Raw genomic sequence first — 25715 nt, 5'->3', positions numbered from 1 at the left:
AGACGCGGCGGGTGAACAGACTCATCGTCCTATGGCGGTGGTTCGACGCGGCATTGATTCGGACCTGCCAGATGCCACCTCCATCGCCTCTGATCTCGAGGCTCTGTTGCGCGACTGAGCATCCCGACCCGGTCGACGTGGGTGCCGTCGACGACCGGGCTGTGCTCAGGACAGGTGCTTGGGCTCCGGGGTCTTCTTGTGGTCCCAGTCCGAACCCGTGGGGTTCTGGGAGGGGCCATCGGTCTCCGCCGGCGTGGTGCCGTTCACCGCGCCGGGGCCGGTGGCCGGGGTCAGGGACACCACCACGGACTTGGAGGTCGGGGTGTTGCTTCCGATGGCCGTGGAGTCCAGCGGCACCAGCGGGTTGGTCTCGGGGTAGTAGGCGGCAGCGGACCCGCGTGGGGTGTCATAGCTGGTCACGCGGAACCCGCGGACGCGGCGGACGATGTCGTCGCCGGTCCATCGGGTGGTGATGTCGACGAGGTCGCCGTCTTTGAGCCCGAAGGCCGTGATGTCGTCTGGGTGCACGAAGATCACCTTGCGGCCTCCTTCGATGCCGCGGTAGCGGTCGCTGAGGCCGTAGATCGTGGTGTTGTACTGGTCGTGGCTGCGCAGGGTTTGGAGCAGCACGTGGCCCTGGGGGACGTGGACGACCTCGATGGGGGAGGCGACGAACTCGGCCTTGCCGGACTTGGTGTCGAAGGTCCGGGTGTCGCGGGGCGGGTGCGGCATGATCATGCCGCCGGGCTTGCGGACGTTGACCTCGTAGTCCTCGCACCCGGGGACGACCTTGGCGATGTGGTGGCGGATGACGCGGTAGTCGTCGCGCATCGCTTTCCACTGCAGGCCGTGGCGGTTCCCGAGCGTGGCCTCGGCGATGCTGGTGACGATGTCGACCTCGGACCTGAGCTGGGGGCTGGCCGGCTCCAGCGGGCCGCGAGAGGCGTGCACCGAGCAGGTGGAGTCCTCGACGGAGATCCACTGGGCACCACTGGCTTGGATGTCCTTCTCGGTGCGGCCCTTGGTCGGCAGGATCAGCGCGGTCTCGCCGCAGACGAGGTGCGAGCGGTTGATCTTCGTCGACACCTGCACCGTCATGCGGACCTTGCGCATCGCCGGGATCGCGATGTCGGTGTCCGACACGGCCTGCACGAAGTTGCCGCCGAGCCCCATGAAGAAGTGGACCTTGCCGTCGCGCATGGCGCGCAGGGAGTCGACGACGTCCAGGCCGTGCGCACGCGGCGGGTCGAAGCCGAACTCCTTCTGGAGGGCGTCGAGGAAGGCCGCCGGGGGTCGCTCCCAGATGCCCATCGTGCGGTCGCCCTGGACGTTGGAATGACCGCGCACCGGCAGCAGGCCGGCGCCCTCGCGGCCGATGTTGCCCTGCGCCAGGGCGAGGTTGACGACCTCCTTGATGGTCGCGACCCCGTTGCGGTGCTGCGTCAGGCCCATCGCCCAGCAGTAGACCGTCCGCGTGGAGCCACGGAGCATCTCGGCGGCCTGCGTGATCAGCTCACGGGACAGCCCGGTCACCTCGACGACCTGGTCCCAGTCGACCGCCCGGACGTGGTCGCGCCACTGCTCGAAGCCCGTGGCGTGGGTTTCAATGAACTCGTGGTCGAGCGCGTCCCACTCGACGAGGAGCGAGCCGATCGCCTGGAAGAGGGCAAGGTCGCCGTTGACCTTCACAGGGAGGTGCAGGTCGGCCATGGCCGTGCCGTGCCCGATGACGCCCTTGGGCTTCTGCGGGTTCTTGAACCTGACCAGCCCGGCCTCACGCAGCGGGTTGATCGAGATGATCTTCGCGCCGTTCTGCTTCGCGATCTCCAGGGCCGAGAGCATGCGCGGGTGATTGGTCCCGGGGTTCTGGCCGGCGATGACGATGACGGACGCCGTGTGGACGTCGTCGAGCGTGACGCTCGCCTTGCCGATGCCGATGGACTCCTGCAGCGCGATACTCGTGGACTCGTGGCACATATTCGAGCAGTCCGGCAGGTTGTTGGTGCCGAACGCGCGGACGAACAGCTGGTAGGCGAACGCCGACTCGTTGGAGGCCCGCCCGGAGGTGTAGAACGTCGCCTCGTCGGGGCTGGCGAGCGAGCGAAGCTCGGCCCCGATGAGCTCGAAGGCCTCGTCCCACTCGATCGGCTCGTAGTGCGCGCCACCCGGCCGCTTGACCATGGGGTGCGTGATGCGGCCCTGCTGGCCAAGCCAGTGCTCCGTGTGGGCGTCGAGCTCGTCGATGCTGTGCCGGGCGAAGAACTCCGGCGTGGCCCGGTCGCGGGTCGCCTCCTCCGCGACGGCCTTGGCGCCGTTCTCGCAGAACTCTGCCGTGTGGCGGTGGCCCGGGTCGGGGTCCGGCCACGCACAGCTCATGCAGTCGAAGCCCTCAGCCTGGTTGAGCCTGAGCAGGGTCTGCGCCGTCCGCTTCACCCCCATGTGGTCGAGGGACCGCCTCATCGACACCGCGACCGCGGTGGGGCCGGCTGCGTGGTCCTCCTGACCCTTGACCACCAGATCGGCCTCGGAGTAGTCACCCTCGTCGTGCTTGGACATGCTGAGCCTCGTTCTGCTGATGCGTGGGTAGCCCCTGGTGGGACGTGCGCAGGTCATCTAGAACGTACCCATCGCGTCCGGGACAAACCATTCGGAGGCCGTTTACGGGGGTCGGTCCGTGGCGGGCCTGAGGGAGATCGAGGGAGGTCAGTCCTGCGGGTGGGAGAAGCATCAGGCAGTAGCGGTGATATGACGCGGTCAGGATGTCGTTTCCATACCCCGCAGATTGGACGATGCCCTAAGTGGGTAGTACCAGACCGGACCCGAATGGAAGGAGACCGAGGTGTCGAAGGATCTGAGTGACAGCGAGAACCGCAAGAAGCTGAAGAAGTCGTCGTTCGCGTTGCCTGAGCAGGAGAAGTACCCGATTCCTGACATCGAGCACGCCCGGAACGCTTTGGCAAGGGTGGCCCAACATGGGTCGGCGGCCGAGAAGAAGAAGGTGCGGGCGGCGGTCGAGAAGGCGTATCCGAGCCTGAAAAAGGACGACTGACAAGAACTCTTCCGCCTTGAGCTGACGGTGCGGTTCGCCAGGACTGGTCGCGCGGTGGGCAGGGAGGCCTGACAGTCTGTGATCTGTGCGGTTGTCGTCTCAGCAGCCGGTCCCGGGCTGTCCCAAGCGAATGGTGTACGGCCCTTGCGGTGGCGTCCGGCTCGACGGCGAGTGCGAGATGATTGCGGCACCGTGTGTCTTCGACGGGCTCGCAGACCTTCCGGAGGGCTCTGCGATCGACTGGGGCGCATCGGGCGTCGACCGGCCCCCGGAGCCGTCGGGCCCGTGGCAGGCACCGTTGATCTTGACCGACCTGAGCGCGCCGCCGGCCGATGCGCAGACGCTGCGCTCCACCGCCCGGCTGCTCGCGCCGAGCTGCGACGCGGTCCTGGTCGGCGACCACCAGGACCGCGCCGACTTCCCGCCCAGCACGCTGGCCCGGTTGATCGACGAAGCGGACGCCGTGCCCTGGGTGACGCTTGCCTGCCGGGATCGCAACCGGATCAGTCTCGAACAGGAGCTACACGCCCTCGCCCTGGACGGTCTGGCCACCGTGCTGTGCGTCACAGGCGACGGTCGGGCGTACGACGTTCGCCCGGAGGTCACCCAGGCCTTCGATCTGGACGGTACCCGGCTCGCGGCGTTGGCCGCGTCGCTCGGTCTTCCCGTTGCGGTGGTGGAGACGCCGACCGCGCGGCCGGTGGCCGTGCGTCCCAAGAGGTTGGTGCGCAAGCAGGAGGTCGGTGCCCGAGTGGCCGTCCTGAACCACGTGCCGAGGCGGGCCCAGCTGGTCGAGTTCCTGGAGACGGCCCGGGTGGCGGGGCTGGAGTTACCGGTGATCGCCTCCGTCGTCGTGTTCACCGACGAGGTTTCGGCAGCGGCTCTGGCAGGACCTGGCGCCCGAGGCCGAGGACATCTTCCTGGACTGCGGCGCCGGCGTCGGCGGCCCGGCCGCGTTCGCGGCACGAGAAACCGGCGTGCGTCCCCTGTTGACCGACCCTGAGCCCGGAGCCTGCAGCGCCGCGCGCATGCTATTCGGCCTTGCGGCGCTGCAGGCAGGCACCCAATTGCCGATCGCGACCGGGTCCATCAGAGCGGGGTGGAGCCTGGGTGTGCTGTGCACGGTGAACGACCAGGCGGCATACCTGGCCGAGATCCGGCGGGTGCTCGGGTCGAAGGCGCGCTTCGGGATGATCGTCTACTGCGCCACGCACCCCGGAGGCCTCTGTCTGGAGCCGCCCGAGGGCAACAACTTCCTCACCGTTGAAGCGCTGGACGAACTGCTCGAGAGAGCGTCACTGCGGGTGCTGACCAGTAGCTGGACCGACCACTTCGCTGCCTTCCCGGCCGACTGGGAAGACGTGATGGCCACCGTCCAGGCCGAGCTCCAGCGTCGCCACGAGGACGATCCCCGCTGGCAGACGGCTGAAGTGCAGTCGAGCCGGATGGGCTCGCTGCTCGCGGCCGGTGAGATACGCGGCAGGATGCTCGTGCTTCAGTCGACCTGACCTCGAGCCCGGCTTCAGCGCCAGTCATCACGCGCAAAGGACGTGACAGTTGGACGTCCCGCGTAGCTGGCCCGACGCCGATTGCCGGTGTCGGATGCAGGGCAGGCACCGTACCTTTGTTGGGGGCCTGGCGCGGCGCCGCCCGTCAGGTCACTCCGCTTCCGTCGCGTGGCGCCGACGACGAACCAGCAGGCGGGTGCGGCCCCGAGCGACCTACTCGAGACCGTCTGGAGGACCCAGACAGTCAGCCGACTCGCGGGCGGAGTGACGCAGGTCGGTGCCCCAACTCGATGGCGCTTCGGCGGTCGGCACGTCGTCGGGCCGACTTGCTGGACCGGACTGCAGCGGATGGGTACTCACACGCCCCCGATGAGGCCACCTCCGCGTGTTCGTGAGCGCAGCGTCTGCTCGGTATCAGGGGGCTGTTCCCGCATTGCTGCATCGACGAGTTCGATGCGGCTCCGGGTGCCGGTCTTGCGGAGCAGGTTGGACACATGGGAACTCACTGTCTTCTCGCTGATGAACAGGGCTCGCGCTATCTCGCCATACGTTTCGCCAGTCCTGAGGTGGGAGAGAACTTCCCTCTCCCGAACGGTCACCGGAACGCCCGCCACACTGGCCGGGCCGGCGCTCGGCGGCGTGAGTCCGGCATCGAGGTCGATATGGGCCTGGTCTGCTAGGCGCGTGATCGCCACGAGGAGCGTCGTGGCTCTGAGGTCGACCGCTTGGTGCGCGCATTCCCGGAGTTCGTGCCGTGCACGCTGGCGCTGGCCTGGTTCCGTCAGGAGGCGTCGCGCCAGGTGCATACCGCATCGAGCCTGCTCGTAGCGCAGCCCCGCTGCCCGAGTTGCCGCGAGCGCCTCGTCCCAGAGGCGTGCCGGCTCAGGTGCCTCGTAACACCGGGCGCGGTCTGCGCGATACATGGCCAGGTACGCCGGGTGAACCAGGTCGCGAGAGCCGACGCCGGCGAAGAGGGCGTTGGTGTTGGCGGCGCGTAAACCCTCCAAGGCACGGAGGCGTTCGTGGGCGCTCTCCCGTTGCCGAGTTGTCGTCGCGGCGGCCGCAAGGTCCGCGGCCGCCCGCGCCGCCCACAGGAGGTACTCGTCAGCGGTCCAAGCGTCGATCGATGCCGCTTCGGCCATGACGTCTTCCGCGATGTCGAGCGCTCGCCAAGGCTCACCGATGTCAACCTTCACCTGCATCTCGGCCCAATCCAAAGGGTCGCCAACGGGCTGGTGTCCCGGCATGAGCTCATGGGCCCGTTGGATGTGTCGATCGGCCGCCTCGACCTCACCGCGTCGGGCGCTGACGATGGCTGCGACGCACCGCGCATGGCCACTCCAGCGCTGGGCTTGCCGGAAGGACAGGATCTCGCGTGCGAGGGACTGGGCTTCGTCGAACCGGCCGAGTGCAATGAGGAACTGCGCGCCAACGGAGCCGATATTGGCTGCATCATGCCTTTGCCCTTGGGCAAGGATTGAGGCGTAGGCGTCGTTCGCGACGGTGGCTGCTTCGGCGTACCGGCCGAGCGACTGGTAGCTGTTGGTGGTGAGGACCGCGGTGCGTGCCAACAGCGCCGTGTCGCCGACGTCCCTTGCCTGCTCGAGTGCCTCAAGGCTGAGGTCAAGCCCGTGCTCGGTGCCCCACTCAGTTTGGGACAGTACGCCGGTCGCCCAAGCCACTGCCGCGCCGGAGCGAGCCTGTCGGGCCACGTCGAGGGCGTGTTCTGCGTGCGTCCTCGCGTGAACATCTGCCGTGAACACCTCGCCGAAGGCGATGTGGGCCCAGGCCATTGCCTCCTCTGCTGTTGGGCCAAGTCCTTCGCAGAGTCTGACGCACTCGAGCCATTCGTCGGGCGATATCCCCCACCCCTGGCCGAGGAAGGCGCGGAGGAATGGCAGGGGCAGCAGCATTCGCGCCGCGTCCACGGGGCTTGCGCTCCGGTCGATGTCTGCAAGTGCCCCCTCGTAGAACCGGAGGGCGTCGTCGTACCGTCCGGCACGCTCGCATGCCTCCGCGGTACGCCGCTGCAGATCGAGGGTGTCCACAGTCGCTTGCATGGCCGAGGAAAGCTTGGGGTGGAGATCCACAGCTCGGGCCAGGTGACCTGCGGCGACGTCGGTGGAGCCAACTCGGCCGGCCTCGTCCGCAGCCTCGAGAGACCACCGGTAGGCATCGTCGAACCTGCCAGCGGCTTCGTAGTGCAGCGCGAGTCGATGTGTTCGTTCCTGGGGAATCACCGCCTCTGCGTCCGACCACATCTGGGCGTACTGCAGGTGAAGGTCAGCCACCTGCCAGGCAGGCAAGGTCGCGGCGATCACCTCCGCGAACAGTGGGTGAACGAACCAGGCCTCGCCGCTTTGGCGAACCTGAGCGACACCCTTGCCCACAGCCTCGTCCAGAGCCAGCGTGAAGTCGTGCAGTCCGATGTGCCGCTGAAGGGCCAGACCTTGCAGCACGCGGAATTCCACGGGTTGGCCGCCCGCAGACAAGAGCTGCGTGACCTGTCGGGCGACCGGCCCCAGCCGATGCCAGGCTCCCAGGACGGCGTCACGAAGGTCGGCGTCGCCGGTCATTGATGCCGGGCGGAGGTCGCTCGTGTGGGGCGTGCGGACGAGGAGTTCGGTCAGGTAGGGGTTGCCGCGAGACTTGTCGAAGATTGACTCAACGATCTGCCCACTGGACCGCACAGGGGTAATGCTCGACACGAGTTCTTCCGTGGCCCAAGAGTCCAGCCTCTGCAGCGCGAGTGAGTCGACACTTGGAAGCCTCCATACGTCGGCTAGCCATGCACGTAGCCGGTGCCCGTCCTGGAGGTCGGTGTCGCGGTAGGTGCCTAGAAGCGCCACATTAAGGCCTGCGCGGAAGCCAGTGAGGAGGTAAGAGAGCGCGTCGAGCGTGGATTGGTCCGCCCACTGAAGATCGTCGACGACGAGCAGGGTTGGCCGACTGTCCACGAGAGTGTCCAGCGCGCGGCTCCACTGCAAAACCGCATCAGAAGAGACGTCTTCGAACCGTGGCACCGATACCAGATCCTCGCCACGCTGGGCGCTCGGGAACAGCCTGGCTCGGTCCGTCGGGTCCGTCTGGCGCAACCAACCTGTCAACGCGGTCGACAAAGGAAGCAGGGCCGGACCCTCAGCGCCGAACCGAAGGCACGTTGCGAACAACACATGAAACACGCCGGGCTCGAGGGCCGATAGGAGGTCCCTGACCAGGGCCGTCTTGCCGATACCAGCTTCGCCGTGAAGTAGAAGAGTCGACGGGAAGCCCTCACGAGCGCTAACGGCCAAGTGGCGCAACCTCGTGCGCTCGGCATCCCTACCCACAAGTCGAAGCCCGATGCTGCCCATGGCAACCATCATCAGTCTCGACGGGGCGCTTCAGCGGGCGATTCCGGGATCCGCACGATCGCCCCAAACCGTCGCGGGCCGCCCTTGGCTCTTGGCCCGCTCGATGCATGCGCCTAGGTTTCTCGTCGTGCGCACAGGCCGGCTCGGCTTGCAGGGAGGAACATCCGGGTTCAGACACAAGCGGGACGAGGATTGCGGCTGGCTTCATGCGCCGATCGCAGACCGCTGAACAGCGCCCAATCTGGGCGGAGAGCCGCGCGGCGGCAGCCGGTGCGCGGCTGTTGGTTCCAGAAGCACGGCGACGCCCGTCGGGCGTGAGCCCGTGAACACGCCTCCGCCTCCGCTGACGGTTCACTGTGAGCCACACTGGGTGTCGGTGGCCAGGCCCCTGAGCAGCATTCCTACTGGTTCAGGTCCCGCGTTCGGCACCCAGCTCGCGCATCTCGGAGGTGGCCGTGTCCGCTGAGCAGGAGGGTGGTCGTCCGGTCTTCGTGCTGCACGAGCACCAGAAGCCGCAGCACCACTTCGACCTGCGGCTCGAGGAGGACGGGGTCCTGCGCTCGTGGGCCGTGCCGCGCGGACTGCCGACCAGCGCGTCGAAGGACCGCCTCGCGGTGCCCGTCGACGACCACGCGCTCGAGCACGCGACCTACGAGGACGAGACGAAGTCGATCGCCGACACCGGCTGGTGGGAGCTCGAGGACCGCACCGAGCGACGCACCGTCTTCGTCCTGCACGGCCGCCGGGGAGCCAGCCGCTACGCCCTCGTCAGCACCGACCGGGGCGCGCTCCTCCACCTCCTCAAGGACCAGCCGAGCACCTGAGGAGAGCCCGGGGGACCGGTGGGACCCGCTCCTGGGACAGCCCGCTAGCGCCAGCCGGTCGTGTGCACGCCGCAGCGCGCGGGGTCGGCGACCGTGGTGTGCCGCACCAGGCTCCGGACCACCCAGCGGATCCGGCGGCGGGTGAGCAGCAGGACCACGCCGATCCACAGCGCGATCGCCCAGCCCTGCGGGCCTCGAGGCGGATCGGGCGGCGGGGGATAGGCCCCGTCGAACAGACCGGCGGCCTGTTCGAAGTGGTTCTCCGACCCCGGGTAGAGGGTGTCGTCGACGAGGTAGAGGACCGGGAGCAGCGAGATCCCGCCGACGATGGTGCACACGGCCCACTGGTCGACGTGGCGGGACTCGTGCTCGGCCAGGTCGCGGGCACGGACCGGGTTGATGCGGGGCACGGGCGAGGCCAGGAAGACCTCGCCGACCATGCTGCCCATGTGCTCGCCGGCCTGCGGCACGAAGGCCAGGGTGATGGGCGGGTCGCCGACACTGCACAGGCCCTGGCCCCGGGCCTCGGCGAAGCCGAGCGCGAGCCCGCTCACCGGCGCCGTCATCACCGAGCGGACCGTCGACCACGGCGGCGGGCGGCTCGGGGCACGCGGGTCGATCACCCGGCGCCCCTCCGCGATCGAGGTGTCGGCGGCACAGGCCGGCAGCTCACGGGCCCGCTGGGAGAGCCGCAGCCCGAACCCGGCGACGGACAGGAGCGCAAGGACCACCATCGCCGCCAGCAGGCGTCGGTGCCGCCGCTGGCACAGGTCGCAGGCGAGCACGCGGCGGGGGCGCAGCATCCGGGTGCGGGGGAGGACGAGGAACAGCCCGAGCAGGCCGCCGCCCACGAACGCGACGAGCATCCACACCACCCGCATCGACGCGGACGTCGGTCGGCGGCGTGGACGGGCGGCCTCACCCACCACGTTCTCCACTTGCCACGGCTCCAGCTGCCAGGCCACGGACACCGACACCAGGAACGGCCGGACCGCGACGGACGAGCACGCCCGGTTGGCTCCGGGACCGGCTCCATTCTGGTCCTTCGACCCGTCCACAACCAGAGCCCGTATGCCGCGTGCGGTGCCGCCGCGGCATACCTCCGGTGCGGGGCGGGTGGCCTGCCCGGCCGGGCCCGCGCGGGGCCGGGCGTCCGCCCGTGGACCGCCGCAACCTTCCGTTAACGCACGTCCCCTAGGCTCTTTCCGTGAGCGACACCCGTGACACCACCACGCCCCTGCCGACGCCCGCGGCGTCCGCGCCCACCCGGATCCTGGTGGCCGAGGACGAAGCCCTGATTCGCCTCGACCTCGCCGAGATGCTCGTCGAGGCGGGCTATGACGTGGTCGGACAGGCCAGCAACGGTGAGCAGGCCGTCGAGATGGCGACCGAGCTGACCCCTGACCTGGTGATCATGGACGTGAAGATGCCGGTGATGGATGGCATCACCGCCGCCGAGCAGATCGGCGCCGCCCGCATCTGCCCCGTGGTCATGCTCACGGCCTTCAGCCAGACCGAGCTCGTCGAGCGGGCCCGCGACGCAGGGGTGATGGCCTACATCGTCAAGCCGTTCACGGCCTCCGACCTCACGCCGGCCATCGACATCGCCAGGCACCGCTGGACCGAGGTCAAGGCCCTCGAGCAGGAGATCAGCGACCTCGGCGAGCGGCTCGAGACCCGCAAGGCGGTCGACCGCGCCAAGGGCGTGCTGATGAAGAAGCTCAAGATCACCGAGGCCGAGGCCTTCCGCTGGATCCAGAAGACCGCGATGGACCGTCGCCTCGGCATGCGCGAGGTGGCCGAGGCCGTCGTGGCCGGGATGGACAAGGCCTGAGCGTGGACCTGGTGGTGCGCCCCGCAGGTCAGGGTGACGCCGCGGTGCTGGCGCGGGTGGCGGCGGCGACGTTCGCGCTGGCCTGCCCTCCGCACACCACCCAGCAGGCGATCGACTCCTTCATCGCCGACGTCCTGTCGCTCGAGTGCTTCGCGCGCTACCTCGCCGACCCCACCCGCGACCTGTTCGTCTCGGTGGGCGACGACGTCGTCACGGGCTACGCGATGGTGGTCCACGGGGAGCCCGCCGACCCCGACGTGCGGACCGCGCTGACGCTGCGGCCGACTGCCGAGCTGAGCAAGATCTACGTCCTGCCCGACCACCACGGCGCGGGCACCAGCTGGCTGCTCATGGAGGCCTCGATCGAGGCGGCGCGGGCGCGTGGCGCGGTCGGGGTCTGGCTCGGGGTCAACCAGGAGAACGAGCGCGCCCAGCGGTTCTACGCCAAGAGCGGGTTCGCCAGGGTGGGCACCAAGCGCTTCCTCGTGGGTGACCGCTACGAGGACGACTACGTCTTCGAGCGGCCCGCCTGAGCCTCCGGAAGCCCTCCGGGGGGACCCGGCTGCCGAGTCCTCGCGGACGCCGTGAAACCATGGCGAAGCAGCGATTCGGCGCCGACCTGTGATGTAACAGCCGTGGAACACCGACAGCGACAAGAGTTAACACGGGAAAGTTGTTGAACCCTTCACGAGGGCCCTCGAATGGGCCTAGAGTCCTGACTCGGTCGTCCTTTCGAGGCGCCGCGGCCGTCGGGGGAGCCGTCTGCAGGTGGTGAGCAGTCCAGACCGACGATGGAGGAACCCCGGTGAGCCGTCCCGTGATCAGCGTCAGGCGCGTCTCTGCGGATGAGGAGCGGTCCTTCACCGAGCTCTGGATGTGCTCCCGGGTCGAGGCCGGCGTCAGTCCCGAGGTGGCCGCCCGCGCCGCCTCCGAGGGGCGCATCTCGACCGCCCTGCACCGCGAGGACGTCCGGGCCTACGTCGCCATGGCGGACGGTCAGCCGGTCGGGTTCGCCGTTGCCGCCACCAGCCCGTTCTCGTCGCTGACCGACGTCCCGTGCGTCACCATCGACCAGCTCTACGTCGTGCCCGACTCGCGCAAGCACGGGGTCGCCCGTCAGCTGATGAGCGCCGTCACCCTCTACGCCGACTCCCGCGGGTGCGAGCAGATCGGCTGCAACGTGCCGGCCCAGCACCGCGACGCCAACCGCTTCTTCGCCCGGCTCGGCTTCTCCTCGCAGATGGTGCGCCGCGTGACCAGCGTGTCCGCACTGCGCCGCCGACTGGGGCAGGACGAGCCGCGGCACCACTCCATCGAGGCACTGCTCCACCGCCGCCGCTCCCTGCGCGCACGGGCGACGGCCAGCGCGAGCGCCGACAGCCGCCTGGCCGGCTGACGGGTCAGGCGCCGGGCGCCGCGTCGCGAAGCAGGCAGGTGATCCGGCAGGTGCAGGTGCGCCGGTCCTGGTCGTCGGTGATGACGATCTCGTAGCAGGCCAGGGTGTTGCCCAGGGACAGGGCGGTGGCCGTGCCGGTCACGTAGCCCGAGCGGGCGGCCCGGTGGTGCGTCGCGTTGATGTCCAGCCCCACGGCGATCCGGTCCGGGCCGGCGTGCAGCGCTGAGCCGATCGAGCCCAGGGTCTCGGCCAGCACGACGGAGGCACCCCCGTGGAGCAGCCCGTAGGGCTGGGTGTTGCCCTCGACGGGCATCCGGGCGACGAGGCGCTCCGGCGATGCCTCCAGCACCTCGATCTGCATGCGGTGGAGCAGCGAGTTCGGGTTCATCGCCAGCATCGCCTCGAGGGCGGCGGCGAACTCGGGGTGGGTGGGGCCGGCGCTCATGGGGCCGGCGGTCGCGGGGGTGTCACTCATAACCAATAGGCTGCCATGCGTGAGTCGCCTCCTGCTCCTCGACGGTCATTCCCTTGCCTACCGCGCCTTCTTCGCGCTGCCGGCCGAGAACTTCTCGACCAGCACGGGCCAGCACACCAATGCTGTCTACGGCTTCACCTCGATGCTCATCAACGTCATGCGCGACGAGCAGCCGACCCACCTCGCGGTGGCGTTCGACGTGTCCCGCCAGACGTTCCGCACGGAGCAGTACGCCGACTACAAGGCCGGTCGCTCGGCCACCCCCACCGAGTTCCACGGCCAGGTGTCGCTGCTGCACGAGGTCCTCGACGCGCTCAAGATCCGCTATGTCGAGGTCGACGGCTACGAGGCCGACGACGTGCTGGCCACCCTCACCACCCAGGCCCTGTCCGAGGGCATGGAGGTGCTGATCTGCTCGGGTGACCGTGACTCGTTCCAGCTCGTCACCGACACCAGCACCGTCCTCTACCCGGTCAAGGGTGTCTCCGAGCTCGCGCGCATGACGCCTGGCGCGGTCGAGGCCAAGTACGGCGTGCTCCCGGAGCGCTACTCCGACCTGGCCGCCCTCGTCGGTGAGTCCTCCGACAACCTGCCCGGGGTGCCCGGGGTCGGTCCGAAGACCGCCGCGAAGTGGATCACCCAGTACGGCGACCTCACCGGGGTCGTCGCCCACGTCGACGAGATCAAGGGCAGGGCGGGGGAGTCGCTGCGTGAGCACCTCGACGGAGTGCTCCGCAACCGCCGGCTCAACCAGCTGGTCCGCGACCTCGAGCTGCCTCTCGGCATCGCCGACCTCGAGCGCCAGAACTGGGACCGCGAGCAGGTGCACACCGTCTTCGACAGCCTCGAGTTCAGGGTGCTGCGTGACCGGCTCTTCGAGTACCTCGACGCGCCGCAGGAGGAGGCCGACCACGGCTTCGACCTCGACGGCGCGCTGCTCGCGCCCGACGAGGTGGCCGGGTGGCTGCAGGAGTATGCCGCGCACGGCACCACCGTGGGGGTGCACCTCGTCGGCCAGTGGGGTCGGGGCACCGGGGACGCCACCGCCCTGGCGCTGGCCACGGACGGCGACGCCGCGGCATACCTCGACCTGACGGCACTCGACCCGGCGGGTGACGCCGCCGTCGGCGCGTGGCTGGCCGACGCCGACCGTCCCAAGGTGTTCCACGATGCCAAGGGACCGCTGCTGGCGCTGGCTGCGCGGGGTTGGCCGGTGGCCGGCATCGCCACCGACACCGCGCTGGCTGCCTACCTCGTGCGGCCCGACCAGCGGTCCTACGACCTGGCCGACCTGGTCCTGCGCCACCTCGGGCGCGAGCTGCGCGCCGAGTCCGACACCTCCGGCCAGGGCCTGCTCGACTTCGGTGACGAGGGCGACGCAGGCGCGCAGGACGCGATGGTCCGGGCCCGGGCGGTCCTCGACCTGGCCGGTTCGCTGGCCGAGCAGCTCGAGGCCACCGGCGGCACCTCCCTGCAGCAGGACGTCGAGCTGCCGCTGGAGCAGGTGCTCGCGGGCATGGAGCGCACTGGCATCGCGGCCGACGTCGAAGTGATGACCGGGCTGGAGGCCGACTTCGCGGCCAAGGTCCGCGAGGCCCAGCAGGACGCCTACGACGCGATCGGCGGCGACCAGATCAACCTCGGGTCGCCCAAGCAGCTGCAGGTCGTGCTCTTCGAGACGCTCGGGCTGCCCAAGACCCGACGCACCAAGACCGGCTACACCACCGACGCGGATGCGCTGAACGACCTCTTCACCAAGACCGAGCACCCGTTCCTCGAGGCGCTCCTGCGGCACCGTGACTCGTCGCGGCTGCGGGTCACCGTCGAGGGCCTGCTGAAGTCCGTGGCCGACGACGGGCGCATCCACACGACCTACCAGCAGACCATCGCCGCGACCGGGCGGTTGTCCTCGACCGACCCCAACCTCCAGAACATCCCGATCCGCACCGACGAAGGGCGCCGGATCCGGGAGGTGTTCATCGTGGGCGAGGGCTTCGAGTCGCTGATGTCCGCCGACTACAGCCAGATCGAGATGCGGATCATGGCGCACCTGTCCGGCGACGAGGGCCTGATCGAGGCGTTCCGGTCGGGGGAGGACCTGCACCGGTTCGTCGGGTCGCGGGTGTTCTCGGTCGAGCCCGAGGACGTCACGTCGGCGATGCGCTCCAAGGTGAAGGCGATGTCCTACGGGCTGGCCTACGGCCTGTCGGCGTTCGGGCTCTCGAAGCAGCTCACCATCTCGACCGGCGAGGCCCAGGGCCTGATGGACGAGTACTTCGCGCGGTTCGGCGGGGTCAAGGACTACCTCGACTCCGTCGTCGCCGAGGCGCGGGGGACCGGCTACACCGAGACCATGCTGGGGCGGCGCCGCTACCTGCCCGACCTCACCTCCGACAACCGACAGCGTCGCGAGATGGCCGAGCGGATGGCCTTGAACGCGCCCATCCAGGGGTCGGCCGCCGACATCATCAAGCTCGCCATGCTGCGCGTCGAGAAGGCTCTGGCGGAGTCCGGCGCCCGCTCGCGGCAGCTGCTCCAGGTGCACGACGAGCTGGTGCTCGAGATCGCCCCGGGTGAAGCCGCCGACGTCGAGGCGCTGGTCCGCCAGGAGATGGGTGGCGCGATCGAGATGGACGTCCCGCTCGACGTCAGCGTCGGGGTCGGACGCTCCTGGTTCGACGCCGCACACTGACCATCAGGACTTGCAGATCGTGTACTCCCCGGCGCCGTTGAGGGTGATGAAGAGCAGCGCGTCCTTGGCTGTGGTCGAGACGTAGATGGTTCCCGGGGCGACCGTCCACATCCGCTGGACGCTCGCCAGGTTCTGTCCGCGCAGGACCTGGGTGACGACCTCGGTGCTCTGGCTCGTCACCGTGATCTCGTTCCCCCGACCGGTGCCGAGAACGAGGGCGGGTCGCTGTCCCTGGGCCGTGTAGGTGTGGCACCCGGCGCCGGGCTCCATCGGCCCGGTGAAGCTCCCTGTGATCTGGTCGAGTCCGCCGGCGGCCGGCAGGACCGCACTCGTAGTGCCGACCCGGACCATGTACAGGGCCTCGGCGTCGATGCGCCCCTGCGGCGTGGCCTTGCCCGGTGGCAGGGCCTCACGGATGTTCGGTTTGGTGATGCGCTGCGGGTTGATGTCGCCGTTGTAGAAGTCACCTGAGAAGTCGTTGAGACTGCGCTCGCCCGCGTCCACGGCAGCCACCATGCCGAGGGTTCGGTCCTGCCATGGTCTGGTGATCGGCACCCAGGCGGCTGCGAACGTGCGCTCAGCCAGGACACCGTTGACCGCGTAGCCGCCGAGGAGACCCGCCGCGATGAGGGCCGGCAGCCACCGGGGCTCCACGGCCAGACGGCTGACCCCCTCGATGCACAGTGCGACGGCTGGGACGAGGAAGACGACCGTGTAGTAGGAATAGCGTCCGGTGTCAGGGGACACGAACTGGCGGGACAGGGACAAGGTCGTGCTCATGAACACGGCGGCGAGCAGGCCCGCCCACGCCAGTTGCTTCAGCTTCTCCTTGCGGCTCTTGACGAGGGCGGTCCCCACGAGCAGTGCCACCAGCACGGCCGGCCCGACCTCGGCATACCCGAGGGCGTTCCCGATCGCGGCCGACATGCCCTGCCAGACAAGCTGCGGGATCTTGAGGTAGTCCCACACGCCCGTGGGCAGCTGGGCGCCGGCCTCGACGTGTCCGTACCTCAAGTACCAGAGGACGTAGACGCCCGCGGGGATCACGACCAAGCGGGCCGCCCGCAGGAGCCCGTGCCGGATCGCCACGAACGCCACGACGAAGAAGACCGCGCTGACGCCGGTGTTCGAGAACATCAGCGCACCCACGAGCGGCACTGCGACCACCCAGGTGCGGGGGCGTTCAGAGAGCGCCAGCAGGAGCGCGATGAGTCCGAGGAGCAGCGATCCCAGGTGGTTCATCGCGGCCGAGTAGAGGATGGCGTCGCCACCGATGCCGAGGAACAGGATCACCCACGCCCCGATCAGGGCAGCCACCTTGCGGGCGTGCAGTCGCCGCAGGATGACGAACCACAGGGCCGCGATCGCCAGGTGGAACACGATGGTCACCAACGCATACGGCAGGTAGGTGCGCAGGCCGAAGACCGCGAACAGAGCCCGGTAGATGGCGATGGTCAGGGTCGACCAGTGTCCGTTCCTCGGCTCGAGCCAGCCGCGCGACTCCTCCGGGATGGTGCCGCGCAACAACAGGAAGTCCCAGTCGTCCATGACGAACCAGAACTGGCGCGCGAAGCCGACGAGGAGAATGGCCTGCAGGCCGATCCCGACTGCCAGGATTGCGGCCGGTAGCGAGCCCTTGACGCGATTCCATTCGCGCGGGCCCGGCCGGGTGTGTCGGGGCGACACCGGGCTGCGGTCCTCGACCTCGTGGTCTGTTTCGGTGGCCACGGAGATCGGGCCTTTCTATCGGAAGTCTGCGCACTGCCGACATTTCGCCGCAGTTGGGCACAATTGTCGCAGACTCTCGAGGGCCTAGGAGCCGCTGGCGGCTGCTTCGCCTCATCCGTCGAGGTGGGCGCACAGGTCGGGTACGGGGCCGTACTCGGACGAGACCGTGGCGTGCCTGGCACTGCCGTGCTCGCCGGCCCCGGTGAACGAGAGCGTGGTCTGCACGTTGTACCAGTCCGCGTTCCACTCGCTGGTGGCGACGTACAGGTCGTAGACCAGCTGGTCGTCGACGCGGATGCGCGTCTGGCCGGTCTCCGGCGTGGTGTGGGCCCTGACCGTGAACGGCTTGCCGCGCTGCACCTCGAACCAGGGCGAGTAGAAGTTGCCGTCCGGGTCCTCGATCACCAGTCGGGCTTCGGGCAGCCTGCTGTCGAACTCGACCCCGATCGTGCGGTCCTCGAGGCCGGTCTGGCGGAAGAGCCCGATGGTGCCCGGTCGGTAGTCCTCGAAGACGGGGCTGACCGTCACCACCATGTCGCGCTGCTCGACCAGGGCCCACGGCTCGTACTGGTCGCCGGTGTTGAGGTAGAGGGCGGCGCACTCTCCCCTGATGTGGAGCTGGTCGGTCCGGCCGGTCTGGGGGACGTCGTCCGAACGGGTCAATGGGGGTGCGGAGGCCCCGTCCCCGAGACGAAGGCGCTGCTGGACCATGAGGTAGCTGGCGAGCCGGTCGCCGCCCCAGGTCTGGGCTGCCACGGCACTGCCGGTCGCCAGCTGGGCCACGATGCTGAACGCGCACAGCACGCCGAGGACGGCCGCCACCGCCACGCGCAGGGCGCGCACGCGAGGCACCAGACCGACCACCACCCAGAAGCCGACGAAGCCGCCGAGGACCAGCATCGGCACGAAGTCGCTCGTGTACCGGTTGGCCAGGTAGCCGTAGCCCATGATGCCGCCGGTGGCGCCCACCGCCGCGAACATCGGCCAGCGGACCGCGGCCACACCCGCACCAGACCGCAGGCCCACCAGGGCCACGAGGCCGACGAGCGTCAGCAGGACCAGCCCCGGCATCAGGGCGGTCACGCTCCCGGTGCGGTAGGTCTGGTCGAGGAAGGCGCCGCCATACGCCCGTGCCGGCTCCGCCGGCAGCGTGATGAAGGGGAAGTAGTCGACGAACCGGAGGCCGTCCGGGCGCAGGTAGTTCACCAGCGACGTCTCGAAGAACTGGGGGCCGGTGATGGTGCCACCGTTGACGCGCAGGGCCTCACGACGGTGCGCGTTCACCTGGGTCCAGACCTGGGACTGGAGCGGGAAGAGGTACGGGTGGCCGAACTTGACCAGGTTGTAGAGGACAGCCACGCCCAAGGGTGCGGCTCCGGCCGCGACCACGCCCGGGCCGAGCCGCCGGCGATGACGCATCGCGAGGGTGGCGCCGAGCAGGATCGTGGTGCCGGCCATGGCCCAGCCGCCAGGGGTCCGGGTGAGGCCCTCGGCGAGGATGAGGGCGGCCAGCCACAGCACCGCCGGGCGGTCGGGGGAGAGGACCACCCGAAGCATCCAGTAGCAGCATCCGACGAGCAGCGCCGTGGACCAGAGGTACACCTCGTGGTAGACCCACGGCAGCGAGGCGTCGAAGGTCAGGGTGGTGCCCCCGGTGGCCAGCCCGAGGACCACCGCCGCGCCCAGCCACTCGAACCGCGTGAGGGGCGTGTCGCCCCGGAGCTGCACCCTGAGCAGCCACAAGAGCTTCTGCGCGAACACCGCGAACACGACCCAGGCCAGGCCCATGGAGATCAGGCTCAGTCGTCCGTCGAACTCGTGCGTGACCAGCTGCACCGGGACGCGGAGCAGCGCCGGGAACGGCGGGAAGTACATGTAGGTCCGGCCGTCGATGACGAAGCCCTCGATGCCCAGCGAGCCCTTCGGCACGTCGAGGTGCCCGTGCAGGAAAGCCGTCGCCTGGATGTCGAAGAAGTTCGACGCGTAACGCTGCGACACGGCGGTGCGCAGCAGGTCGGTGCGGTAGTTCAGGAGTGCGAGAAAGAAGGGTATGCCGCCGAGGATCAGACCCGTGGCCGTGGCGAACCCCTCGCGGGGTGGTCGCCGCCGCACATGGGAACTCAAACTCGCTCCAGCTTGTAGAGGAACTGGTAGCCGAACAGCGTCGGCCAGACCCGCACGGCAGCACGGTCGACGGCCGAGGCGAACCGGGCCACCCGGCCGACGACGGGGTTGCCCCCACGCTCGAGCACGTCGAGCGGCGAGCCGACGGTCCGGCGCTCGACGATCCGCAGGCCCGCGCCTGCGATGAGGCGCTCGAAGCTGCGGCGGGTGAAGAACCGCACGTGGCCCCGGTCCAGCGGCCCGCGTTGGTCGTAGTCGAAGTTGCCCGACGCGGTCCGCAGCCGTGGGTACCAATGGCCGAAGTTGGGGATGCTCACGAGGATCGAGCCGTCGTCGCCGAGGCGAGAGACCATGTCGGCCATGAGTGAGTCAGGGTCGATCACGTGCTCGAGGACATCGCCCGCCACGATCACGTCGTAGCCGGAGCCGGCCTCGGTCGGGAGCCCCTGGTTGAGGTCGGCCTCGACGAAGGCGTCGATCCGCTGGCCGATGCCCTCGTGCTTGACCAGGTCGACGCCCACGACATGGTGCCCCATCGAGCGCACCAGCCCGGCGAAGAGGCCGTCGGAGCAGCCGACGTCGAGCACCGATGCCGACGGGATGCCGGTCAGCCAGGTGAGCAGCTGGCCGTGCGAGGAGTGCGGGCTGTGCTTGACCTCGTAGGCCGCGGTGTCGACGCCGCCGCCACCGGTGGACCCACCGAACCCCATCTGGAGGGCCCGGTGGCGCAGCACGTCGACGGCCACGTCGCGGGCGTAGGACAACCCGTTGACGTAGCAGATCTCGTCGCCGTAGTAAGTGGGGATCGGCACCTCGACGATCCGCTTCCGGGCGGCGAGCATGCCCAGGATGATCTCGGTGTCGAAGTCGAAGTCGTTGGAGTAGTCGGCGAAGGGCACGTCGCGCAGCGCGTCGGTGCGGTAGGCGCGGTAGCCGCTGTGCCACTCGGTGAGGGACGCACCCGTCATGGCGTTCTGGAACCGCGTGAGGATGCGGTTGCCCACGTACTTGTAGAGCGGCATACCGCCCTTGAGGGCTGAACCAGGCTGCATCATGCGCGAGCCCATTACGACGTCGGCCGCGCCGGTCATCAGCGGCGAGACGATCTGCTCCATGACCTCCGGGGCGTACTGGCCGTCGCCGTGCAGCAGCACGACGATGTCGAGCCCCTCCTCGATCGCCCAGCGGTACCCGAACTTCTGGTTGCCGCCGTAGCGCAGGTTCTCGACGTGCTTGATCACGGTCAGCGGGAGGGTCGAGCCGGACTTGTACTCGAGGCCGATCTCGTAGGTCTCGTCGACGCTCGCGTCGTCGCAGACCAGGACGTGGTCGAGCTGGTCGCGGAAGCTGGACGGGATGCGGTCGAGGGTCTGTCGGAGGGTGGTGGCCGCGTTGTAGGCGACCACGAGGACACCGATCCGGACTGCGGCCGGCTCTGCCGAGCCCACGTCTGCTGACGTCACTGTCATCCCTCTCATGCTGCCCCGTGGAGTCCCGACTCGCCTCGCACTGCATTGGGCTCGGGGAATCTTACCCGTTGGTAACGAGGCGGCAGGACGTTCTGGCATACTCCGCCCAATGACCGCCGCCCTCGTCGACCTCGGCACGCTGCAGGCCCGCTTGCCCGAGCTCGCGGAGCAGTACCGCTCCGCCCAGCCCTTCCCCCACATCGTGCTCGACGACGTGCTCTTCGCCGATGCGTTCACCCGCGCTGCCCAGGAGTTCCCCGCCATGCGGGACCCCTTCTGGAAGGGCTACCTGCACGTCAACGAGACGAAGTACGGCAACACCCAGCCCGACACCTGGGGGCCGACCCTGACCGAGGTCGCCAAGGAGTTCGTGTCGCCCGAGTTCGTGAGCTTCCTCGAGGAGCTGACGGGCATCCGCGACCTGCTGCCCGACTGGAGCATGGACGGCGGAGGCCTGCACCAGACGCTGCGCGGCGGCCACCTCAACATCCACGCCGACTTCACCACCCACCACGTCAACGAGCAGTGGAGTCGGCGGGTCAACATCCTTCTCTACCTCAACGAGGAGTGGCGCGAGGAGTGGGGCGGCAAGCTCGAGCTCTGGGACAAGGACATGACTGCCGCGCAGGCGAAGGTCCAGCCCGCCGGCAACCGGATGCTCATCTTCACGACGAGCGAGGACAGCTTCCACGGTCACCCGGACGCCCTCACCTGCCCGGAGGACGTCGCCCGCCGGTCGATGGCGCTCTACTACTTCACCGAGGAGGAGAACGCGGTCCGCAAGTCGACCAACTTCCGCGCCCGCCCGGACGAGGCCGTCGTCAAGCGCGCGGCGATCGCCGTGGACCGCGGCGTGGTCGCCCTCTATGACCGCGCCAAGCGCAAGCTCGGCCTCTCGGACAAGCACGCCTACGGCCTGCTCGAGCGGATCAGCCGCCTGAGGGCGCGACGGACGAAGTAGGCACCGGCGCGGTCCGGGGGCGGCGCAGCCATCCCTGGGTGGGGCGCTCGCAGAGTCGTTCGGTCAGGACCGCGACGAGGGCCGTCAGGGCGACGGCGAGCAGCATGCGGGACACCCAGCTCCAGCCGTGGGAGTGTCGCGCCACGGCCCAGAACACGGGGTAGTGCCACACGTAGATGGCGAGCGAGAGGGTCCCGAGCCGGCGCAGCGGGACCAGGCCCAGCTCACGCGTGAGCGGACGACTGGGTGCCGCGAGTCCCGCGACGAGGGCGATCGTGGCGACCGTCGCAGCCGCCCCGGCCCACCCCAGGTAGGCCAGGTCGCCCGCGCTCCCTGCACTGGCCACCACGATGACGAGCCCCACGGCCCCTGCCGTGGCGAGCAGCCGCGCATCGCGTGCCTTGAGGGTGTGGAGTCGGGCAGCCACGGCGGCCAGCGCGCCCCCGAGGATCGGGTCGCACCGGGTGGTGGTCCGCAGGGATGCGCCCACCCACCCCTCGACGTCGAGGATGTGGGCCCGCCACAGCATGACCAGCACGACCCCGGCGGCGAGCACGATCAGCAGGGCCCGGAGTCGACGACGCAGGAGCCAGACGAGCACCACCAGGAGGAGGCTCACCTGGAGGTCGACCGAGACGTACCAGAGGTGTCCCAGGTCCTGTCTCGCGTCGGCGGAGTCCGTCTGCAGCAGCCAGTTCCAGGTGTAGGTCGCGACGGACCAGAGGGTGCGGCGGTTGGTCTGGTCCGTGGCCGGGTCGGTCGAGTCGAGCAGGCTGACCACGGCGACAGCCAGCAGCAGCGGGTAGACCTGCGAGCTCAGGCGGATGAACCGTCGGGCGGCCAGCCGCCAGGGGAGCCGTCCGGGGCCGTCCCCGGCGGCGAGGACGGCACTACAGAGCAGGAAGGCGCCGACCGCGAAGAAGACCGTCACGGCCGTGTTGCCGCTGTTGAACACGCCCCGGACCACCGGGATCCGGCTCAGGCCATCCGTCGGCCAGAGCGTCCATCCGTGCGACAGCACGACGATCACGATGGCGATGCCTCGGAGTCCGTCGAACGTCGTGATTCGTGGCGTGGTCGTGACTGCTGGGGTGTGCACCGGTCCTCCGCGTGGTTTTGGCAGAGGTTAACCTGCCCACTCGAAGCGTTGCTATAGCCTCCCCCTGTGGCCCGCCCCTCGACACGCGCCGCCGTCGAGCTGGTGGTGATTGTGGGCCTCGTGGCGGTCGTCCTCGGCCCTGCGCTGCGACCCGGAGTCGTCCTCGCGTACGACCTGGCCTGGTCACCTGACGCCCGACTGACGCCCTTCGCCACCGGCGCTGACACCCCGGCTCCGCGCGCCGTCCCGAGCGACGTCGCAGCCTGGCTGCTCGGGGTGCTGCTCACCCCCGGCGTGGCGCAGAAGCTGGTCCTCGGGGGAGTCCTCGTGCTGGCCGGGCTCGGTGCCGCCGGCCTGGTCCGCGTGGTGCGCCCGCCCGCCGGTCGCCTCGCGGCCAGCGCCGCGGCGGTGGCGGCCGTGTGGAACCCGTTCGTGGCCGAACGCCTGGTCATCGGTCAGTGGACCGTCCTGCTCGGGTATGCCGTGCTGCCCTGGGCGGTGCGCGCCGCCCTTCGCGTCCGAGCCGGGGAGGGCTCGCTGGTCGCCCTGTGCGGGTGGGCGGTGCTCGCGTCCGTCGGCGGCGCGAACTCCCTCGTGCTCGTCGGGCCTCCGGTCGCGGTGCTCCTGCTCGTCCCGCGCCCGGTCTGGCGCGCCGTCCTGGGGTGGCTCGCGGTCGTCGCCGGGGGCGCCGCAGGCTGGGCGGTGCCCGCGTTGTGGGGCGGGCTGGCCTCGGACCCCGCGGGCTTCACGGTCTTCGCCGCGCGCTCCGACGGTCCCTTCGGACTGGTGGTCTCACTCGCGGGAGGTGGAGGCTTCTGGAACCCGGCGTCCTACCCGGCCGAGCGGGGGGTCGCGGCGCTCGCGGTGGCGACCGCCGTCCTGACCACAGCCGGCGTCGTGGCAGTGGCCGTGCACGCCGGCCGGGGCCGGCGCACACCTGTGGGTCTCCCCGTCCTGGTCGTGGTCGCGCTGCTCGGCCTGCTCCTGGCCGTTGCCAGCGGCACCCCGTGGCTGGCCGATGGCTGGTCGCGGCTGGCCGACGTCCCGGGCGGCGCGGTGCTTCGTGACAGCCAGAAGGTCGTGGCGCTGTGGGTCGTCCTCGGGGCGGCCGGGGTGGGCCTGCTCGTCGAGGGGTTGGTCCGCCACCGTGGTGCCGCGCTCGTGCCGGCCATCGGCCTGACCGTCGTGGCTCCGCTGTTGCTGCCCACGCTGGCGTGGGGTGAGCGGAGCCGGATCGAGGCGGTCACGGTGCCAGCAGACCTCCGGGCGACGGCCGCCGAGCTGTCCAGTGCTCCCGAGGGGGACGTCGGGCTCCTGCCGTGGCGGCAGTACCGCCGCTATGGCTGGAACGACGCGCGGGTGAGCCTGAGCCTGGTCCCGCGCATGGTCGACCAGCGGGTGCTCTACGACGACTCGCTACCGCTCAGCTCGGGCCGGATCGCGGGGGAGAGCCCCCGTTCCGCGGCCGTCACCGCCGCGATCGACGGCGGGGCCGCCGCGTGGGATGCGGTGGTGGCGCAGGGAGTTCGTTACGTCGTCGTCGAGAAGGACACCGGACTCCCGACCCCGCAGCCCCCGGCCGGAGCCGGGCGCGTCATCGCGGACACGGCGCACGTGCTGGTCGTCGAGGTGGACCGGTCGGCCGGTCCGACGACGGGAGCGGTGACCGGAGCGAGCGACCCGGATGGGCGGGCGGGCTCCGCCACGGGCTGGGGTGTGACGCTCGCAACAGTCGCCGCGTGGCTCGTCCTGGCGACCCGGCGCGGCTTGCACAGAAATGGCGGAGGCAACCGAACTCGCTGGTAGGGTTCGGCCCATGACTACTGCTGTCAGCGGCATCGCCGCCCTCGTGACCGGTGCCGTGCTGGCCCTGCTGGCCATCTTCGGCGGCACCGCGGCGCTGACCCCGTCCGTCGCGGCGAACAACGCGCCGGTCGTCAACTACGACGGCAACTGACCGCACCTACGTCGCCCGCGGGCTGCTGACCTCGGTCAGTGGTCCGTTTCGCTGTCCGTGACCACGCGGTGATCCGCCGGCGGGTCGAGCTCGCGCGCCGCAGCGGCATACAGCAGTGACTCCCACCGGCTGACCGTCTCGGACCAGCGGAACCTCGTCACCCACTGCACGACGCGCTCACTCATGGCGCTCCTGGCGGCGGTGTCGTCGAGCAGCGCACCCAGCGCAGCGGTGAACTCGTCCTGCCCGCCGTGCACGAGCACCCCGGTCTCGCCGTCGCGGACCGAGTCGTTGAGGCCACCCACGTCGGCGAACGCCACGGTGGGCGTGCCGTGCACCCCGGCCTCCACGACCACGAGCCCCCAGCCCTCCTTGAGGCTGGGCAGGGCCAGCACCCACGCCTCGGCGAGGAGCCGGTGCTTCTCCGCCTCGGAGACGTGGCCGGTGAACGTAGTGCGGTCGCGGATGCCGAGCTCGTCGGCGACGCGGTGCAGCTCGGTGTCCCAGTAGCCGGAGCCGACCACCCACAGCTCGAGGTCGGGTCGGTCGACGGCGAGGTCGCGCACGGCCTGCATCGCGATCTCCACGCGCTTCTGCGGGACGAGCCGGCCGAGCACCAGGACGACCGGGTGCCCCGCCCGGCTCACGTGCTCGTCGGCCACGGCGTCCGTGCCGTTGTGGATCACGGTCACCCGGGAGGCCTCCACGCCCAGCCCACCCAGCTCGTCACGCGTCGACTCGGAGACCGCGACGTAGTGGCTGCGACTGTAGACGCGGGGCGCGATCTTCGACTCGAGGAACCACCCGGCGCGCGCGACGGTCGGCCCGAACACCACGCCCCACTGCTCGCGGTGCACGTGGTGCACGAGGTTGACGACCGGGCTGCCGGACCGGACGAGGGGGCTGAGGAAGGGCACGCCGTTCTGCACGTCGACGACCACGTCGGCGCGGTGCCGGCCCAGCGCCAGTGCGGCCAGGGATCGCAGGTAGACGCCGTAGCGACCGCCGCGTCGCAGGTACCCCACGCCGTCGACGGTCTCGCGCGGCAGCGCGCCGGGGTAGGCAGCGGTGCGGACGGTGACGCGGTGCCCGCGGGAGGCCAGGCCGGTCGCGATCTCGCTGAGGTACTTCTCGGAGCCGCCGGCCTCCGGATGGTTCATGTCCCGCCAGTTGAGCAGCACGACGGACAACGGGTTGCGCACGCAGAAATCCTTGGTGGTGTGGGCACGCCCGAACGGACCATGCG

General features: G+C 69.8%; 20 protein-coding genes and 1 pseudogene. 12 read left to right on the top strand and 9 right to left on the bottom strand.

Annotation, left to right across the window (positions count from 1 at the left end; all coding sequences use genetic code 11):
• Window positions 1–165: 165 nt before the first annotated feature.
• Complete coding sequence (locus AC1DWJ_RS02660) at window positions 166–2556, bottom strand: FdhF/YdeP family oxidoreductase (protein ID WP_477619929.1); 2391 nt, start codon at window positions 2554–2556, stop codon at window positions 166–168.
• Between the two features lie 283 nt (window positions 2557–2839).
• Between AC1DWJ_RS02660 and AC1DWJ_RS02655 the strand changes: the two genes are divergently transcribed.
• The 4 genes and pseudogenes from AC1DWJ_RS02655 to AC1DWJ_RS02640 all read left to right on the top strand — a co-directional run bounded on the left by AC1DWJ_RS02655 (window position 2840) and on the right by AC1DWJ_RS02640 (window position 4557).
• Window positions 2840–3049, top strand: coding sequence for a DUF6582 domain-containing protein (locus AC1DWJ_RS02655; protein ID WP_457255447.1), 210 nt, complete (start codon window positions 2840–2842; stop codon window positions 3047–3049).
• A gap of 85 nt (window positions 3050–3134) precedes the next feature.
• Window positions 3135–3242: pseudogene (locus AC1DWJ_RS02650) on the top strand (methylenetetrahydrofolate reductase C-terminal domain-containing protein); the annotation flags it as partial.
• 111 nt (window positions 3243–3353) lie between these two features.
• On the top strand, window positions 3354–4052 hold the full coding sequence (locus AC1DWJ_RS02645) for a hypothetical protein (protein WP_477619983.1): 699 nt from the start codon (window positions 3354–3356) through the stop codon (window positions 4050–4052).
• Window positions 4027–4557, top strand: a complete 531-nt coding sequence (locus AC1DWJ_RS02640; RefSeq protein ID WP_477619928.1) for a methyltransferase domain-containing protein — start codon at window positions 4027–4029, stop codon at window positions 4555–4557. The genes AC1DWJ_RS02645 and AC1DWJ_RS02640 overlap by 26 nt, the downstream gene beginning before the upstream one ends.
• A 356-nt stretch (window positions 4558–4913) precedes the next feature.
• On the opposite strand, the gene AC1DWJ_RS02635 is transcribed toward AC1DWJ_RS02640, so the two are convergent.
• The gene (locus AC1DWJ_RS02635; protein WP_477619927.1) at window positions 4914–7910 is read right to left on the bottom strand and encodes a helix-turn-helix transcriptional regulator; all 2997 of its coding nucleotides are present in this window, start codon (window positions 7908–7910) and stop codon (window positions 4914–4916) included.
• A gap of 455 nt (window positions 7911–8365) precedes the next feature.
• Between AC1DWJ_RS02635 and AC1DWJ_RS02630 the strand changes: the two genes are divergently transcribed.
• Complete coding sequence (locus tag AC1DWJ_RS02630) at window positions 8366–8734, top strand: DNA polymerase ligase N-terminal domain-containing protein (protein WP_477619926.1); 369 nt, start codon at window positions 8366–8368, stop codon at window positions 8732–8734.
• A gap of 44 nt (window positions 8735–8778) precedes the next feature.
• On the opposite strand, the gene AC1DWJ_RS02625 is transcribed toward AC1DWJ_RS02630, so the two are convergent.
• The gene (locus AC1DWJ_RS02625) at window positions 8779–9672 is read right to left on the bottom strand and encodes a hypothetical protein (RefSeq protein ID WP_477619925.1); all 894 of its coding nucleotides are present in this window, start codon (window positions 9670–9672) and stop codon (window positions 8779–8781) included.
• A gap of 269 nt (window positions 9673–9941) precedes the next feature.
• Between AC1DWJ_RS02625 and AC1DWJ_RS02620 the strand changes: the two genes are divergently transcribed.
• The 3 genes from AC1DWJ_RS02620 to AC1DWJ_RS02610 all read left to right on the top strand — a co-directional run bounded on the left by AC1DWJ_RS02620 (window position 9942) and on the right by AC1DWJ_RS02610 (window position 11964).
• Complete coding sequence (locus tag AC1DWJ_RS02620) at window positions 9942–10568, top strand: ANTAR domain-containing response regulator (protein WP_457255441.1); 627 nt, start codon at window positions 9942–9944, stop codon at window positions 10566–10568.
• A gap of 11 nt (window positions 10569–10579) precedes the next feature.
• Window positions 10580–11101: a GNAT family N-acetyltransferase gene (locus tag AC1DWJ_RS02615; RefSeq protein ID WP_477619924.1), complete on the top strand. Its 522-nt coding sequence runs from the start codon at window positions 10580–10582 to the stop codon at window positions 11099–11101.
• A gap of 272 nt (window positions 11102–11373) precedes the next feature.
• Complete coding sequence (locus AC1DWJ_RS02610; RefSeq protein ID WP_457255439.1) at window positions 11374–11964, top strand: GNAT family N-acetyltransferase; 591 nt, start codon at window positions 11374–11376, stop codon at window positions 11962–11964.
• A gap of 4 nt (window positions 11965–11968) precedes the next feature.
• Here the strand turns inward: AC1DWJ_RS02610 and AC1DWJ_RS02605 are convergent, their stop codons facing one another.
• The gene (locus AC1DWJ_RS02605) at window positions 11969–12361 is read right to left on the bottom strand and encodes a PaaI family thioesterase (RefSeq protein ID WP_477619980.1); all 393 of its coding nucleotides are present in this window, start codon (window positions 12359–12361) and stop codon (window positions 11969–11971) included.
• 97 nt (window positions 12362–12458) lie between these two features.
• On the opposite strand from AC1DWJ_RS02605, the gene polA reads away from it, so the two are divergent.
• On the top strand, window positions 12459–15131 hold the full coding sequence (gene polA / locus AC1DWJ_RS02600) for a DNA polymerase I (RefSeq protein ID WP_477619923.1): 2673 nt from the start codon (window positions 12459–12461) through the stop codon (window positions 15129–15131).
• Window positions 15132–15134: 3 nt separating this feature from the next.
• Here the strand turns inward: polA and AC1DWJ_RS02595 are convergent, their stop codons facing one another.
• The 3 genes from AC1DWJ_RS02595 to AC1DWJ_RS02585 form a co-directional block, all read right to left on the bottom strand.
• Entirely contained in the window at window positions 15135–16859 is a 1725-nt protein-coding gene (locus AC1DWJ_RS02595; protein ID WP_477619922.1) for a hypothetical protein, read from the bottom strand.
• A gap of 111 nt (window positions 16860–16970) precedes the next feature.
• Window positions 16971–18971: a hypothetical protein gene (locus AC1DWJ_RS02590; RefSeq protein ID WP_477619921.1), complete on the bottom strand. Its 2001-nt coding sequence runs from the start codon at window positions 18969–18971 to the stop codon at window positions 16971–16973.
• Window positions 18972–18979: 8 nt separating this feature from the next.
• Window positions 18980–20452 carry a bifunctional glycosyltransferase/class I SAM-dependent methyltransferase gene (locus AC1DWJ_RS02585; RefSeq protein WP_457255435.1) on the bottom strand — a complete coding sequence of 491 codons (1473 nt, stop codon included), beginning with the start codon at window positions 20450–20452 and terminating at the stop codon, window positions 18980–18982.
• A 109-nt stretch (window positions 20453–20561) separates the two neighbouring features.
• Here AC1DWJ_RS02585 and AC1DWJ_RS02580 point away from each other — a divergent pair, with 109 nt between their 5' ends.
• Window positions 20562–21413 (top strand): 2OG-Fe(II) oxygenase, encoded by an 852-nt coding sequence (locus AC1DWJ_RS02580; RefSeq protein WP_457255434.1) that lies wholly within the window; start codon window positions 20562–20564, stop codon window positions 21411–21413.
• Here the strand turns inward: AC1DWJ_RS02580 and AC1DWJ_RS02575 are convergent.
• The gene (locus AC1DWJ_RS02575; RefSeq protein ID WP_477619920.1) at window positions 21382–22512 is read right to left on the bottom strand and encodes an acyltransferase family protein; all 1131 of its coding nucleotides are present in this window, start codon (window positions 22510–22512) and stop codon (window positions 21382–21384) included. The two genes, AC1DWJ_RS02580 and AC1DWJ_RS02575, sit on opposite strands and share 32 nt — an antisense overlap.
• A gap of 66 nt (window positions 22513–22578) precedes the next feature.
• Here AC1DWJ_RS02575 and AC1DWJ_RS02570 point away from each other — a divergent pair, with 66 nt between their 5' ends.
• Both AC1DWJ_RS02570 and AC1DWJ_RS02565 read left to right on the top strand, forming a co-directional pair.
• Window positions 22579–24318, top strand: a complete 1740-nt coding sequence (locus AC1DWJ_RS02570) for an MmpA family trehalose lipid delivery protein (RefSeq protein ID WP_477619919.1) — start codon at window positions 22579–22581, stop codon at window positions 24316–24318.
• 10 nt (window positions 24319–24328) lie between these two features.
• Complete coding sequence (locus AC1DWJ_RS02565) at window positions 24329–24469, top strand: hypothetical protein (protein WP_457255431.1); 141 nt, start codon at window positions 24329–24331, stop codon at window positions 24467–24469.
• Between the two features lie 35 nt (window positions 24470–24504).
• On the opposite strand, the gene AC1DWJ_RS02560 is transcribed toward AC1DWJ_RS02565, so the two are convergent.
• Entirely contained in the window at window positions 24505–25671 is a 1167-nt protein-coding gene (locus AC1DWJ_RS02560; RefSeq protein ID WP_477619918.1) for a glycosyltransferase family 4 protein, read from the bottom strand.
• Window positions 25672–25715 lie beyond the last annotated feature (44 nt).

This window comes from Pedococcus sp. P2_D7, assembly GCF_056404295.1.
The sequence above is the reverse complement of the archived record's forward strand: the minus strand, read 5'-3'. Positions and strand labels throughout refer to the sequence as shown.